This window comes from Longimonas halophila, assembly GCF_002554705.1.
Lineage (GTDB): Bacteria > Bacteroidota > Rhodothermia > Rhodothermales > Salinibacteraceae > Longimonas > Longimonas halophila.
Window position 1 is genome coordinate 1 of record NZ_PDEP01000001.1, and the last position, 15,186, is coordinate 15,186.

At 57.1% G+C, this 15,186-nt stretch carries 13 protein-coding genes and 1 pseudogene; 8 read left to right on the forward strand and 6 right to left on the reverse strand.

The genetic code is table 11. The features are described 5' to 3' along the window. Positions 1–236: 236 nt before the first annotated feature. Both CRI93_RS00005 and CRI93_RS00010 read right to left on the reverse strand, forming a co-directional pair. A complete protein-coding gene (locus CRI93_RS00005) occupies positions 237–3,770 on the reverse strand; it encodes a hypothetical protein (protein WP_098060553.1) in 3,534 nt (1,177 codons plus the stop codon). A 79-nt stretch (positions 3,771–3,849) separates the two neighbouring features. Continuing rightward, complete coding sequence (locus CRI93_RS00010) at positions 3,850–5,568, reverse strand: hypothetical protein (protein ID WP_098060554.1); 1,719 nt, start codon at positions 5,566–5,568, stop codon at positions 3,850–3,852. A 917-nt stretch (positions 5,569–6,485) separates the two neighbouring features. Between CRI93_RS00010 and CRI93_RS00015 the strand changes: the two are divergent. From CRI93_RS00015 to CRI93_RS00025, 3 genes and pseudogenes are all read left to right on the forward strand, one after another. Beyond that, positions 6,486–7,253: pseudogene (locus CRI93_RS00015) on the forward strand (IS982 family transposase); the annotation flags it as partial. A gap of 162 nt (positions 7,254–7,415) precedes the next feature. After that, on the forward strand, positions 7,416–7,739 hold the full coding sequence (locus CRI93_RS00020; protein ID WP_141491486.1) for a hypothetical protein: 324 nt from the start codon (positions 7,416–7,418) through the stop codon (positions 7,737–7,739). 147 nt (positions 7,740–7,886) lie between these two features. After that, positions 7,887–8,315: a DUF6228 family protein gene (locus CRI93_RS00025; protein WP_141491487.1), complete on the forward strand. Its 429-nt coding sequence runs from the start codon at positions 7,887–7,889 to the stop codon at positions 8,313–8,315. A 141-nt stretch (positions 8,316–8,456) separates the two neighbouring features. On the opposite strand, the gene CRI93_RS15640 is transcribed toward CRI93_RS00025, so the two are convergent. The 4 genes from CRI93_RS15640 to CRI93_RS00045 form a co-directional block, all read right to left on the reverse strand. Beyond that, positions 8,457–8,750, reverse strand: a complete 294-nt coding sequence (locus tag CRI93_RS15640) for an antibiotic biosynthesis monooxygenase (RefSeq protein ID WP_098060558.1) — start codon at positions 8,748–8,750, stop codon at positions 8,457–8,459. Beyond that, positions 8,747–9,010 carry a DUF2798 domain-containing protein gene (locus CRI93_RS00035; protein WP_098060559.1) on the reverse strand — a complete coding sequence of 88 codons (264 nt, stop codon included), beginning with the start codon at positions 9,008–9,010 and terminating at the stop codon, positions 8,747–8,749. Before CRI93_RS00035 ends, CRI93_RS15640 begins: the two co-directional genes overlap by 4 nt. Then, on the reverse strand, positions 9,007–9,648 hold the full coding sequence (locus CRI93_RS00040) for a cysteine hydrolase family protein (RefSeq protein ID WP_098060560.1): 642 nt from the start codon (positions 9,646–9,648) through the stop codon (positions 9,007–9,009). The genes CRI93_RS00035 and CRI93_RS00040 overlap by 4 nt, the downstream gene beginning before the upstream one ends. A 64-nt stretch (positions 9,649–9,712) precedes the next feature. Then, positions 9,713–10,126 carry a nuclear transport factor 2 family protein gene (locus tag CRI93_RS00045; RefSeq protein WP_098060561.1) on the reverse strand — a complete coding sequence of 138 codons (414 nt, stop codon included), beginning with the start codon at positions 10,124–10,126 and terminating at the stop codon, positions 9,713–9,715. Positions 10,127–10,346: 220 nt separating this feature from the next. Between CRI93_RS00045 and CRI93_RS00050 the strand changes: the two genes are divergently transcribed. The 5 genes from CRI93_RS00050 (at position 10,347) to CRI93_RS00070 (ending at position 15,170) form a co-directional block, all read left to right on the forward strand. After that, entirely contained in the window at positions 10,347–10,661 is a 315-nt protein-coding gene (locus CRI93_RS00050) for a MerR family transcriptional regulator (protein ID WP_098060562.1), read from the forward strand. A 211-nt stretch (positions 10,662–10,872) separates the two neighbouring features. Beyond that, positions 10,873–11,610, forward strand: a complete 738-nt coding sequence (locus CRI93_RS00055; protein WP_098060563.1) for an outer membrane beta-barrel protein — start codon at positions 10,873–10,875, stop codon at positions 11,608–11,610. Positions 11,611–11,829: 219 nt separating this feature from the next. Further along, a complete protein-coding gene (locus tag CRI93_RS00060; protein ID WP_098060564.1) occupies positions 11,830–12,342 on the forward strand; it encodes a GNAT family N-acetyltransferase in 513 nt (170 codons plus the stop codon). A 185-nt stretch (positions 12,343–12,527) separates the two neighbouring features. Then, positions 12,528–13,586, forward strand: coding sequence for a DHH family phosphoesterase (locus tag CRI93_RS00065; protein ID WP_245850214.1), 1,059 nt, complete (start codon positions 12,528–12,530; stop codon positions 13,584–13,586). 75 nt (positions 13,587–13,661) lie between these two features. After that, positions 13,662–15,170: a leucyl aminopeptidase family protein gene (locus CRI93_RS00070; RefSeq protein WP_098060566.1), complete on the forward strand. Its 1,509-nt coding sequence runs from the start codon at positions 13,662–13,664 to the stop codon at positions 15,168–15,170. The last annotated feature ends 16 nt before the right edge of the window (positions 15,171–15,186 follow it).

Consider the following 15,186-nt stretch of genomic DNA (forward strand, 5'->3'; position numbering starts at 1 on the left):
ACGAACACAAAGACGCGAATGAGCGTAGATTGCCAGTCCATGTCACCAAGGGCTGTTTGTGAGAGCGGCGTTAAGCACCCTCCTCAAACAGCTTGCGGTGATGTGGGTCTCAACTCTGGATTGGCATTTGTAGCTCCCATTCAGCACGGGCGCATAAGCGACCTTGCCATCGTCCACTTCCAGTGCTCGCCCTTTCTCACCGGCTTGTCTCTTTTACGTAGCTGAACCCTCGCATCTCATCCGGCGATCGACTCGGCCGTTTGTAGACCGGCATAGGCAACGTTTGATCCGGCCATGACCCCGATGATGATCACACGCGACTCTTCATCTTCATCATTGACCGCAACGGCATAGGCGACTCGGGAGACGTAGGCAGCCAAGTTGGAAACCTCGCCGAGAATAGCCGCTGTACGCTCCGGTCCCGCGTCTTTCTGCGAGAGCTCGTAGAAGTGCCACCCTGAACACGCCAGCCCCGGAAGCACGAGGATGGCATCAATGACCGCTCCCGTGGCTCGCCCATCGCCAGCGGCCAGCGCCTTCATAACCCCTTTCGAGGCCGCGAACTTCTTCTGGACTGGCCCAGAAAATAAGAGCTTATTCAGCAATCGAAGTCCCGTCGTGCCGCGGCTAAGCCAGTTCACTACGCTATTCTCAATCGGATCTTTCGGAACCAGAACGTCTGTGAGACCAACGGAACCGCCACCGAGGGCACCGAGGACGGCCGACGGGATGGCCCACGGGTTCTCTCCGGTTGGGGCGGCCGCCTCAAACGTGGTCACGAAGTCGTCCATCAGCGTAAAGAACCCCGAAAACAGGTGCCCCGCAACGAACACGGACTGCTGGACCGAATCAGGAAGCTGGATTGGACTGCTTGCCGACATTGCCATCGGACGCGTCTGCATACGCTTCGTCGTCGACCCACCGGGCGCCTGAGACGGCTTGGCAACCTGCATGTGCGAGGCCAGCAGGGGAGGCACATCCGTTGTGGGTTTCGGCGCCTGGAAGGCCTGCTTAAGTTCGGCCATTGAGGTAGCATCAATCAGAAACTGCGTGTGGGTGGTGTCGGGGAAGGGCGCCTTGCCTTCGGCGATCTTGTAGACGACGGTATGGGCGACCGCAGGAATCCAACAAAACAGGTCAAGGAAGGACATGTCTGGCACCCCGATGTCGTTCAGTATGTCCGACACCACGGGGATGTGAATCTTGGCATCCAGCATGCGAACCGCGGCGGCGGCAACATCGGCGAGAATGTCGAGAATCACGTCGATCACCACCTTTGCGCTTCCGAGCACGCCCTCCGCCAAAATGCCCGCCAAACGCTTGAGGACCTCCCCAATCGTAAGCGACGAGAAGTCCTTGGCCAGCGCTTCGAAATGAGTGATCACCTCGTCGAGGACAGCAGCCTCGTTTTTCAGTGCCGTAAACAAGTCGTCGATTAGCGACTGCAGGAGGCTCGGGTCTGGCTCTTTGCTCTTGACGGTGATTTTCGACGCATTGTTCTGGAAGTGGTGCGCGAGGTGCTGGGATGCAGCCGTCTGCCCTTTCACCGGACTGTCAGTGCTCCCCGCCGCAGGCTGCGAGGCGACGTCGCCCAGGGCCGACCAATCGTCGATGTCTGCCCAGGTGGCGACCTTCTTCTCGACTTCCTCAATGGCATGATCGAGGCCATTTTTAACGTCGTTGATGCCAGCGACTTGGCTCTGGAGAAACCGCTTGATGAGATTGTGGAAGACCTCCTTCGTCCGACGGATGTCATCCCACTCGAAGAGAAATTCCACGAATCGGACGAGGTCCTCGACTGCCGTCTCGACAGCCTTGAACACCCATTCCATTGCCCCCACCACGGCCTCAACGCTGTCTAAGAGGGCCCGGTACACGGTATCTCCAATTTGGGCTACGAAGTGCCACACCTCGTTCGCTGCGTCCTCCACGATGTCGACCACGGCGTCAACGCCGGTCTCCAGCCACTGAAAAAGGTCACCGACAGCCACGGCGATGTCCTCGCCCAAACTCTCAGCCGTAACCGGTGCGGGGGCCGCAAAGCCTCCCATCGTCGGCGTTGCAAGTGCCATTCCCACATCCATTGATCGGGACGCGGCAGTCACCTGGTTGTAGCTGCTCTTCAGATTCTTCAGCCCGTTTGCCACCGTCTTCAGGTTTGACTCGGACGCATCTGATGAGACCAACGGTGCGGTTTGGCCGTCTTTCTTCGTGACCGTTGCCGATGTCAACTTGTCGGGCGTGTCGAGCGCAGTCAATTTCTTGAACGGCTCCTTCATCGGAGTAATCGTCACCGCGTGGCTGCCTCCTGCCGACACGGTGAAGGTTGTGCCCGAGAGCGTGTCGGTCGCCTCGACGATCGTCACTGATCCAAGCGATGTTGTCTGCACGTGCACCGGCTCGGTCCCAACCGTGTAGTAGAGCCCGTTGATGTACACGGCCGTCTGCTGACTTGCACTCAGGCTCAGTGTCACCTGCGACTGCGGCAGGCCCTCTTCGTCAGTAACCTGAATAGTAGTGGTGTACGACTTGAAGGAGATCGACGGTTGCTCTGGAGGCGCAGGCAACGTGATACGATCGGTCGTCCACACTTGCGTTGTCGGGTCGCGGGTGATGCGCACGAGCTTATCTTTTCCCGACGCGAAGATCGTGTTACCGCCGTGGGTGACGTTGATGTATGGAGACATCTTCTCGATGCGAGACAGCAGCGGTACGGGTACGCTCCAGGACGAGTCGTCGCCGAGCGAATCGGCCTGGCAAGCCAGTGAGTACACCTCATCACTCCCGTTGCGTCCCCACAGCGTGATGACACCGCCATGGGCCATCGCCACGAGGTGATGGGTACCCGCAAGCACATCGTGGGTCGCCACTTTAACCCCAGTGGCTCCGTCATCCTGATTGGAGCTCGCAAAATAGTAAAGGCTGGAACCGCTGACCACGAATAGATCGGTCGAGCGGTCCGCGTTACGGGTAGACGCGATGGCGTCCGGCACACCCTCGCCAGGCAGGTCAAGGCGCACAGGCGTGGGCGCGGCCTCGCCGAACACGTTAACAATGGGCACGAACGCTATCTGGCCACTGGATCCCGCCCGGCCTGCAGTGTAGAGTCCGTCGACATATCCGTTCTCTGCACGCCCGATGGCGCTGTCATAGTCGCCAGCCTCTATGTCGATGGGCAGATCGTGCGAGTTCCAGTAGTGGCCGGTATCACTACCCGGCTCAACGAAGAAGCGATGAATGTACTTCGCTGGGCTCGACGGATCCCGCAAGACATCAACAACAATGTACTCGACGTTTGCGGCCGATTCGCAGAAGTATACGTTAACGATTTCGAGAGAATCGAGATCCACCAACGGGTCGTCGTAGGGGTACGCCGTCCATTCCGGGGCCTGTGCCCACGACAAGTCGCGATTGGAATTGTTCAGGCTCAAGTAAAGGTGACTCGTACCGCCGGCTTCTACCACCATCGCCAGTCCCAGCGACCCGTCGGCCCTGTTTTGCGCGGCTTCAAAGGTCTTGACAGTGGCGTTTTCGTCAGGGAAGTCCCTCGCAATCTGAGCGCTGCTGAGGTCAGTTACTGACCAGCCCGCGGCTGTCTTGCCGCTTTCGTCTCGAAGGAGGTTCAACACCCCGTTGGTACCGACCGTAAATAAGAGAGAGTGCCCGTCATGTGTCTGTAGGGCTTCAAACTTTTCCTGTGGGGAAATCAACTCAGCCTGGAGACGATTCTCCATCATCTCAGCTGAGTATGTGATGTCGAGCGTAGACATAAGAGGTTCTTTGAGATAGGCATCAAAAGAAACGACCCGGCGTGCCATCGCCGGTCAGTAAAGACGTCCCAGAGGCGTGTCAGTCTGGCCGAACGTACGTAATGGCCGTTACCAGATCGCGACTATTGGAGAACAAGACATCCTTGTACGTGAACACATCTGCTCCTGGAAACACAAAGTTCTGTACGTCCTGGAGCGGAAATTTATGAAAGGTCGCCTCCGTGATTTCCTTCTCTGTTTTTGCGACCTTATCGATGAGGTCGTTCAGGTTGACAAAGAAATTAACGAACCCACTAAGGTCGATATTTTGGGATTTGTCTTTCTTCGACGTCTTTCGGTCGGTTTGAAGGTTGCCGTTTTCATCAACCGACAGCGTATAGGTGTCGGTGATCGTCTTGTCTACGACGTTACCGGACGTGGAGGTCGCATCGAATTGCACCTTCGTCCACATGACGAGGTGTTGCTTAATGATGATCTGGTTGTCCTTAAAATCTACAGTACAGTTGTACGAGCTGTGCACATCGAACTCGGTATACGTCGCGCCGCTCTTGTCGCTGGAGTCTGCTTTTTTCGTATACGAGACCTTTAGCACCGTATCTCCGCTGTCGGGATACTCCACAGATTGGGGCGTCTGGTAGGGTGAGAAGTTCCAAGACGCATGACCTCTTCCGTACCAGTAAGCAGTTGTGGAGGTGGAGGGCCGTATGCAGGCACTTCGTATTTGAGGGAGAAGCTGGTTGTAGAGCCACTTGGCCATTGTCTTGCGGTTGATCGCCATCGCACCGCTCTCGTCCGTAATTTTTGATGGCTCTACCCAGTTCCAATTAAATGTGGCTGCACCAGGCAGAGGGTTGTTATTGGCAGCGCACAGATAGTCGAGGGTAACAGCCTTCTGCTGATCGGGAGACGGGTTGGATACCGGATTGCCGTTCGAGTCGATGAAGGGCCCCACCTCTCGCTCGATTCCAGTAAGGCGCAATGAAGCATGGTCGGGGGTCTGGGCGGCAGCGTGTACCGCGATGACCGGTTCGCCACGCTTCTTCATCGCCTTGAAGTAGATGTTGGTGAACGACTTGGTTAGCACAATGGCTGCATCTGAGCCAGAAGGGAGCCCCTGAATTGTTGGCGTGCTCATCACCACGGCGCTGTCAAGGTTGAACAGCAACTGCTGCAGGCTAAACGCTGAAGCGCTGATGTTTTTCAACCGATTGAGTAACGCTTTTTTCTTCGCAGGATGGTTGTTGAAGTAGGGCGTATCCAACTCCTTGTCCAGATCTGACAGGACGAGGTCTACCTTCGTCGTAAAGTACCACGCGTGGCCGTTCGGCTGACTCCACACATTCCATGACCCCTTCCCCCCAAAGCCGCTGGGCGGGCTGTTCTGGATGAGCTCAAACTCAGAGCAGAGCAGGTTGAAGCGGACGTTGTTGGCCGAGGTGCCCAGGTTCACAATCGGGGGAAGGTCCTTTGGTAGGATTCCCGGCGGAAGCCCCATTTTGAGCTTCAGCCCCACCACGAACATGTTTTCAGTGAGCGTTTTGATACGCGGGTCGTCGTAGTCGGTACCCTTCGGAATCTCGAATGGATTGATTCCGCCGGTCTTCTTCTTGAGTTCGGGAAGGGAGATTTGCTTGGTTGGATTGCCATCCTTATCAGCGAGGAAGCAGATATAAGTCGTAGGCTGGTCGGCGTTGTGGAGATACTCTTTCAGTCCGGCGTTGATACTTGCTTGCGTCGTAGCAACAACGAAGTCGTAGCCGTATTTCTCAGAAGAGATATTGGACTGCGAAGCACTCATGGTATGTACAATCTGATGGTAAGAACAGGAAACGGGACAAAGAAGCTTGAAACCAGATGCTTCTTTATTATGAGCAAGAAAGTAAATCTCAATTGCTTATACGTAATAAATTCTACGAGAACACACAAGTTTGTAATCAGCGTTAATATGAAAATTGAATGGTGGCTCTATGGACACCCCCGCCAGAACATCAAAACGATCGCTCCACTCTCGGTGCTGGCACTTCTTGCCGTTCTTTCCTTAGTTGGATGTCAGTCTGAACCGCCCCTATGTATCCGCCAAGCGTACTATCACCCCGACACAGTTGCAGTTGGGACCGTTGTTGAACTCTCTGCGGGCCAACTCGACCTCCTCGATGATTGTGACCGCCCTTCACCTCCGAATGTGAATTGGTCCTCAAGCGCACCGAATGTGGCTGCAGTCTCTGAAGGCGGTGTCCTCAAGGCGCTGTCAACTGGAAGTGTTGATGCGATCGCACGCTCGGATCGCGTGACAGCCCGGTGGTCTATTGCAATTGTCGATCCATGATATACCTTTCCTTCGGGCGGCATACCCCCAATGCTTCTGCAGATGGCGGGATGCAGCGTGCTTCCAGCGGTAGCGTTTCCCACGCCGTCTCCGTAAGTTAGAGATGCGCGTCGCTGCAGAACACCCCCCCCACTACATAGCTTTCCATTGTATAGTTTTCCGCCTACATCGCTACCAACTCAAATAGTCCACTGCACGTCCATGAACTGTGTGTTGAAAATGTTGAGTGGTTTCGTGGTCGCTATCTGTTTCTTTGGCATTGTTGGTTGTGCCCAGACCCAGCCGGGTTCTGATTATGAACTACGGACGACTGCCTCTTTTCTGGAAAGATATGGTCTACCCATCACTCAGAACGGGTTGTGCCATAGGCTGAAGGCCATTCGAATGACTCGGAGCTCAGTTTCCACCGCGTGGTTCAAAAGGACTACCGTCACTTGTTTCCCTGCTTGATCAGTCGCTCACGCTATCACCGAAGACGCAAAGCGTTGATGGGTATTCAGCGCGAGATGCTTCGTCTTCTGATGAACCGGCTGCGGCTGCTGGCGATGTGGCTGGCCTTGGATTCGGCTCCGATTACGACGGCGAAGTCGCCGCGTTGGAAGTCGGCCCAATTGTCGATCTGGGCTGCTGAGGCCGGGTTTTCGCCGTCGAAGCGTCAGTTTTTCCTCGGGTTTCGCCTTCATCTGCTCGTATCGAATACGGGAGCGATCTGCGACTTTGTGTTGAGTCCAGCCCATGTCGGGGAGCGCCGCGTCGCCGAGCACCTGCTTGCCGTTGAGGCCGCGTGGCAGAACCGCCAGTCGGCCTTATTTGCCGAGGCGCGTCCGGTCCTGGCAGACAACGGGTACTGTGGCGATTGGCTCGCCGGCCTGTTTGGAAAACATGGGGGGCGGCTTTGGTATGCATTGCGGCGAAGCACCGAGGCTACTACGCAAGAAGAAGCGGCGCTGCGCGCTTGGCAACGAGGCTTGCGAGCCCGCATCGAAAGCGTGTTTGCGTCCCTGGAAGATCAGTTCCAGATTGAGGAGACGCGGGCCCGGTCGGTGTGGGGCGTGATGACGCGCGTCGTTGCGAAGCTGCTGGCCTACATGGTGGGGTTTGTCGCCAACGAGGCCCTGGGTCGCCCCGGAACGGCCCTGAAGAGCCTCTATCGATGATTTACCCATAGCACAAGACGTACTCAGAGCGATCAGGCCGTGTCTTTCGAATTCGTCTCTGAACTTCCAGAAGGTCGACTGATGCCACATGGCTCCAATTATCAGAATTTGCTACCGGGGCACAGTGGCTACGATCTTCCTGTCGTACCCGCTCTGAAACGGATGAGTCGTAGCTATCTGGAGGAGAGATTTGCTGCTGTATCTCCAGGTGCAGCAACAACGATCCGTGTGGTCGTTCACACACTTGAGATTCAGGAGATCGAGCACGAGTCTGACTCAGGATGGACGACAGGCGCTAAAAATACGGCCACAGTAGAAATCGTCCGCTCGGACCAAACTGCCGCGTCGAAAACAGTCGAGAGCGAAGCGACATCAAGCGAAATTGATAGCACAGCGAGGACGTTAATAATTGGTAGCATCAATTCAGTCAACGAGGCCACAGTGGCAAAGCTACACGGTTTTCTGCGTGACAGCGAAGCCCTGTAACCTATATAACCTTTTCGCTTATGCTGATGAAAGGCTGGTGCTTACCCCCAGCGGTTGTGTGGCGACAGCGTCTACGACGCTGAAGTGGTGTATCCTTTTATTGACCTTCGCGGGCATATTTCAGCCGTTATAACGCACAGGTTGCCGATGGATGAGACTGTAGAAATACAATCTTGCGATAGCCCCGCTCGACTGCTGCTGTCTGATCTCTCATACGACGGAAGCGGGCAGGACTCCTGGGCATCTTTTGTCGCCACAATCGAAGACGACGGGCTCCACGCCAACGTCCGAGTTTTTGATCTCGGGCCAGAATCCCTCGTTGATCTGTTCGAGCAGATGAACGAAGAATATCGCGGTTGGGACGGCGCGAAAACCTGGAAATCTATCGAAGGACAGATGGCGCTCTCTTGCACAAGCGATAGGAGTGGACATGCGTTCGTTGAGGTGGTTCTTCGCCCGGACCTCCGCCCGGATCGCTGGGAGGTAAATAGCCGCTTGCGCATCGACGCGGGGCAACACGACCGCATCGCCAAGCGCCTTGCTCGATGGGTGAACGCAAAGCAGAGTGCGTCATAACCCAGCGTTGCACCTGACGAATTGCATTGCTACGTTCTTACCGCATCGGTGCTTTAGCAAACAGCCCCAAGCTTCAGGAGGCGTTAACGCCGAGCTGTCTATTTGCAGGTGGACTCAACCGTTATGTGGCCTTGTGACGAATCAAATCGAATCTCCGAGGCGGAATATCCGCGACCTTTGCGACTTTTGTCGATATGGAGCCAGTCTGCTAATCATCTGATCGTGTTCCGAGCTGTTAGACCATTGGCGAAGCAAATCCAGTGATTCGAACTTGAGCAAAAGGTGGCATTCGTCGTCTGCCTCAATAGGCTCCATTCGTCTGATTGAGATGAACCCATCGAAGTGTTGAAGCGCACGGGCCACTTCTTGAAGCCAGTCGTCAAACTGGTTCCGGCCTTTCGTGCTCAAGTAGTGCTGAACGTGAACCAGAATCATTTTCGCAACCTGTTTTCGTCAGAGGAAAGTTGAGCGAGTGCTTTCCGCGCCAGTGGCACAGCGACCAGTGCGGCTGGCACCGTAAGGGCATACGCCAGCGCGAAGCCGCGTCCCCAATGGTCCGGGAAGGCGCATGAGAATCCTACTTGGAGAGCAGTCTGCACAGCCGAGTTGATTGCGCAAATCGGCGTGGCGACGATCAACACGAAAAATAGAGTGTGGTAGCGCTCGAAGATGCTCCCTTCAGAATCCTCGGTCATGCGGATACGCGGCGGCTGAACGTCTCTGCAAAAACATCGGCGGTGAGGTGATCGCCGAAGTGATGCACCACGCTCTGTAAGACGTGCTCGCGCTGCTCTTTTGTGAATGCACTCGTGGCGCCTTCAATCACGTGCATCGTGTAGCCGAGGTCGTGGCCTTGCCGAAGCGTGGACTCAACGCAGACATGCAGCGCGTAGCCGGCAAGGTATAGGTCGGTGATCCCATTGTTGCGCAGATAGGCGTCGAGATTCGAGTGTGCAAACGTGCTCGCACCGACTCTTCCCTTTACAACGAACTCCTTCTCGTCTGGCTCAAAGCCTTCGGCAAACGCACAGCCTTCCCCAGTCCACGTTCCGGCGTTGGGAATGGCATGAAACAAGCCCGCAGGCCGCTGTCCGCCGATTTCGGGATAGTCGTTTTCGAAGAGACATGGCACGTGGATGACGTGCAACCCATTTTTGCGAGCGGTCCAGAGCGCCTTCTGCGCGCCCTGTCGAGACTGCTCTAGTTGCGGACGATCTTTGATCAGAGCATTGAGCTTTCCGATATCCCCGTCGAGCCATTCGCGTTGAAACTCGATCATCACGAGGGCGCTTTGGTCCGGGACGAGATTAGCCGGAGCGAAGGACGTTTCCATAAAAGCAGCAGGAGGTCGTGAATAGAGAAGCGATAGGCGATCAGACACAAGGGGGGATGTGGGCCTACGCAAAGGCGTCTTGTGCAGCAGCAGTATCTTCGAAGAACTGGTAGTGCGTGATCTTCCCGTCGGCGACCTCGCAGCGCAAGGCCCAGTCGCTTTCGAAGACGCGGCCAGTGGCAGGAATACGGTGGCGCAGGTGCCCAGAGGCAAACGCCAGGGACCCGTCTCCAACGAGGTCCTCGACGGCAAAGGCTTCGGTCTCGACGTTGGAGGCCAGTCCCGTAAAGAAGTCTTGTGCGCTACTCTGCCCCTGGTAGGTCCCGTACCACGGCACCTTGCTGGCGTACTCAGGGTTGCCGGCCTTAATGGTGATGTTCTCGGCGAGGACACTCAAAATACCGTCCATGTTGCCTGCCCCGAACGCTTCAAACAAGCGGTGCACAGGCACGGTAGCGTCGGAATAGGAAGTAGGCATCGTCTTGGGAGAGGATTGATGTTCAGCAAGTAGATTGCGAAGCCTTTTACCAATTTGATGAGATAGGTTCCAAATATTGTAGATTAACTACATTTTTGTAGAAAACCTTCACTTTTAGTCGCTGATCTACCTCGTTTGAGGAAGTGCAACAGATTGGGAGACATGACGTTTTATCTACAGTCCAGTACAAGCGTCCTCATTCACATGTAGCGATCTAGCAATGGACACCGAATCAGACCCAGAAAACGTGCTCATGGATTGGGCGCTTTTGGATCGTCTTGTCGTCGGCATTGGTGAAGTGGCTGAGATAACAGGCGTGTCTAAACGCAAGCTTCGCTATTGGCAAGAGAAGGGCGTTATTGAGCCAGTTGACGACGCGGAAGGGGCAACACGCCGCTTCGATTATCTCAACATCAAGAAGGTTCTTCTTGTCAAAGAACTCGTCGATGAGGGATACAGGCTAGATGCAGCCCAGGAGAAGGTGGAAGAACGTATGAGAACACTCAGTGAAGCCTTTAGCAAGTTGGCAAAGTAAGGCCCCATAACCTAAAGCTGCACCTGACGAATTGCGTAGCGGGCTTGCGCTCCTCGCTAACAGCTTCCTCAGACGAGCGAGGACTTCGTGAGGCGGTCAGGCTCAGGCGCTCACTCGAAGATGAACTCGACCGTTATGTGGTATTGCCGCAGCTACTGATGTCTTTCTGGTTGTACCTTCGATTCATTCTCAACCCGGTCCCTTCACCGCTATGCTCACGAATACGCTCGAATCCATCCGTGCCAGGCTCCCGAGCAGTCATATGCAGAACCCTTCGATTCCGACGATGAAGCAGCGCATAAGTCGGGTTAGTGTGGTTGTTATCGCCGTTCTGATCAGCTTCGGGTTAGCATCTGTCATTGCCGGGCCATCGGCGTATGCTCAGAGTCCGAGCCCCGGATCGGCTGTAGAGGTCGGCCTTGCGGCGGGCGCTGCCTTTCCGCAGGCCAACAGGTTGGGCAATGTGGACGTAGCCGGGGGAACGAACACCGGCTTTACGGTGGCCGGTTCGGTGCAGGCCCGACTACTTGACTTGCCCTTGCGTTTTCGGTTGGAGGCGCAGTACACTCGCCTCGGTCTAAGTGATGAGAGACGGGTTCAGGTAGGAGGGGCTGCCCCCGTCGTCGCCGACGGGACTGCAAGCATGCTCAACGGCACCGGAAACTTCATACTCGCCGCACCCACCGGTAGTCGCCTACGTCCATATCTGATCGGCGGGTTGGGCATCTACCGGTTGTCGAGTACCATTAACATCACGACTTCCGACGGGAGAGCCGTTGCCAACGGAGCACCTTCAGAGAGCGAGACGCGATTTGGCCTCAACGGAGGCGCCGGGCTTGAGCTCCCTACCGGCTCGATGCGCACTTTTGTTGAGGCCCGGTTCCACGGCGTGCTCACCGAAGACGACAGGGCCAACTTCATTCCGGTCGTCATAGGAGTGAGGTTCTGACGTTTGGGCTTGGGCGAGAACGCATGCCACATAACCCAGCGTTGCACCTGACCTTCCGGGGAGGCGACTTTGTTCGCTCGCGCTTCCCGCCCACATTGTGCCGTTCTGGAAAGCGCCCAAGCTACAGGCAGACAGGTCAGCTCGCCCCGTTATAACCTGCACTGCTGCCGACGTTGTTGTGCATACAGCTTTACCGGTACACACCCTACATTGCGACCAATGGTAACCATTCGACCTGAAACGTCTGCTGATCATACGGCGGTCTACGAAATCAACCAACGGGCCTTCGAGCAAGACAAGGAAGCCGATCTCGTTGATCAACTGCGTCAGAGTACGGCCTCGTACGTATCACTTGTTGCAGAGACGGAGACGCGAATCGTGGGGCATATATTTTTCAGTCCTGTAGATATTGTGCCAGATGAGAAATCGGTGCTCGCTATGGGATTGGCCCCTATGGCCGTCATTCCAGAATGGCAGCGGCAGGGAATCGGATCGATGCTGGTGCGTGAAGGACTGCATGCGTGTCAAAAGAAAGGAGTTCAGGCAGTTGTCGTTTTGGGACATCCCGCATACTATCCTCGTTTTGGTTTTCAGCCCGCAGAGAAGTTGGGGCTCCAGAGCGAATATGATGTACCCAGCGAGGTTTTCATGGCACTGGAACTGGAGCGAGGGGCTCTTCAGGAGGCAGAGGGCGTAGTGCGGTATCACGATGCATTTCATTCGGCGAAGTGAGCCAGTGCGTCACGCATCAACTGATACGATGTGGGATTGTGGCCCGTCATGGTGGGCCCCATTTCATGCCATCAATATGCATCGTCGTTCCTCGCAAGCACGTTCATGCGGCTGAACCCACGCGTACAGCCTGCGTACAGGAACCGCTATTCGCATTCCCCCGACGGCTGCCGCTTTCTGGCTTCATGGACGACATACTCGCGCTGCTGCGCTCGAACGACCGGTTTATTCTCACCTCGCACCTGCGCCCCGATGGCGATGCCCTCGGCTCCGAAATCGCCCTGGCTGGGGCGCTGCGCCAGTGGGGCAAGACCGTCGATATCATCAATGCCGACGAGGCGCCCTACAACCTTGACTGGATGCCGGGCATGGAGCATGTGCAGCAGTTCGAGGGCGCGCTCCCTCAGCACGAAGCCATTGCCGAAGCGGACCTCATTATTGTGCTCGATACCAACGACGAAGAGCGCCTGGGCCGCCTGGGCAGTACCCTGCGCAAGGCCGATGCCCCCGTGCTCCTGGTCGACCACCACACCGAGCCCGAACAGTGGTTCGACCATATGCTCGTGCGCGACACCGCCTCGTCCACTGGCGAGCTGGTCTACGAGCTCATCGACGGCATCGACCCGACCGCGATCAACGAGGAGGTGGCTACCGCGCTCTACACCGCTGTCATGACCGACACCGGCTCGTTTCGCTACAGCAGCGTTACGCCGCGCCTGCACCGCATCATTGCCGATGTGCTCGAACGCGGCGGCATCAGCCCCGCTCCCATCCACGCGCAGATCTACGACCGCCGCTCCATGGCGGGCCTGCGCCTGCTCGGACGCATGCTGAACCGCATCCGCATCAAGTTCAACGGCCAGCTTGCCTACTCCGTCGTCACGCAGCGCATGGTGGATGACACCGGCGCCAGTTGGGATGACAAGAAGGGCTTCGTAAACTATGTGCTCTCGATTGATGGGGTGAAAGCCGCGGTCTTGTTCTCAGAAGTCAGCGATGGCGCCAAGATCAGCTTCCGCTCCGAGTCCGACACCCACGTCGACGAGTGGGCGCGCGCGTTTGATGGCGGCGGCCACCGCAACGCCTCCGGGGCTTACGTGAAGGGCAACTCGTTTAGCGACGTGATCGCCGACGTGATTGGCGCGGCCCCGCGCTTCATCGACTTTGACTTCGAAGACAGTGACCCGCTCTCGGATGAAGATGCCTCGCGCATCGCCGAGCTTATGAAGTCGCCCACGCGGTAACGTCTTTATCCGGTTAACAGCCTGCACGCCTGCCTGCAGACCTTCGTCTTCCTTGCTGTACCTGCTTTTCGCTTTATGACCGTTACACCAACCTCCGAGCCACTCACCACGCTTTCTGTGGATACGCTGGTGATCCCCCTTCCCCATCCCGTTACCAGCGCCGATACTGATACGCTTACGGACGCATTAGGGGTCTCGTTTACGCGGGCCTTGCGTAACCTGGGCGGGGAAGTCGGCGATACCGTCGTGTTCTACCCCGAGGCCTCAGAGGCCGAGCAGGTTGTTCTTGTCCACGCTGGTGCCATTGATGCAGACGACGCCGAGGCGCTCCGCCGTGGAGCTGCAGGGGCGGCAGACGCTGTGCGTACTGCCCAGGCTGACACCGTAGGCCTCGTGCTTCCCTCGCTTCCTGCCAGCCTACAAGCCGGCACGCAAGCCGCCACGCAGGCGCTGGTGGAAGGCCTTGCGCTGGCGCACTACCGCTACACGGCCTACAAAACCGACGTTGACGACGCAGCCCCCACGCTCGATGCCGTACATGTAGCCTACCGCTCCGACCACGACGCCGAGGCCATTGCCGACGGTGCTACCCGTGCGCAGCACTTCGTGCAGGCCACCTACAGCGCCCGCGACCTGGTGAATCGATCCCCGCACGAAAAAACCGCTCGCGACCTCGCCGCCGCCATTGAAGCGTCAGGAGATACACATGGCTACACTGTAGAAACATGGGATCGCGAACAGATCGAAGACGAAGGGATGGGCGGCCTGCTCGCGGTTAACCGGGGCAGCGTAGAACCGCCGACGTTTAGCATCATGGAGTGGGCCCCCGACCAGGCCGTGAACAGCCGCCCCGTTGTGCTTGTCGGGAAAGGCGTAGTGTTCGACACTGGCGGACTCTCGCTGAAGCCGACGAAAGACTCCATGGACTTCATGAAAGCCGATATGGGCGGCGCGGCTGCCGTGGTCGGTACTTTTGAGGCTGCTGCTCAGATGAAACTGCCGCTGCACCTGATTGGTCTGGTCCCTGCCACCGACAACCGTCCCGGCGGGCACGCGTACGTGCCGGGCGAGGTCGTGACGATGCACAGTGGCGCTACCGTTGAGGTCATGAATACCGATGCCGAGGGCCGCATGCTTCTGGCCGATGCGCTCTCATACGCGCGCCGCTACGACCCCGAACTTGTCATCGACCTGGCGACGCTCACCGGTGCTGCCGTTACGGCGCTTGGGCACTACGCCTCGGCGGTCATGACGAGCAATACGCCCGACGCTGCCGAGCGCCTCTATGCTTTGCAGCGCGCTGGTGAGCGCACGGGCGACCGCGTGCATCCGCTTCCCCTTTACGACGACTACAAGAAGCAGCTCAAGAGCGAGATTGCCGACCTCACCAACGTGGGCGGACGTCCGGCGGGATCCATCACAGCAGGCAAGTTCTTGGAGCACTTTACCGACTACTCGTGGATGCACCTGGACATTGCCGGAACCGCATTCCTGAGCAGCGCGCAGCCGTACAGCCCCAAAGGCGGCACCGGCGCCGGCGTGCGTCTGCTGGCTGACTACCTCGACCACTACGCCCGTGCGTAGCGGTCCGCGGCATAGC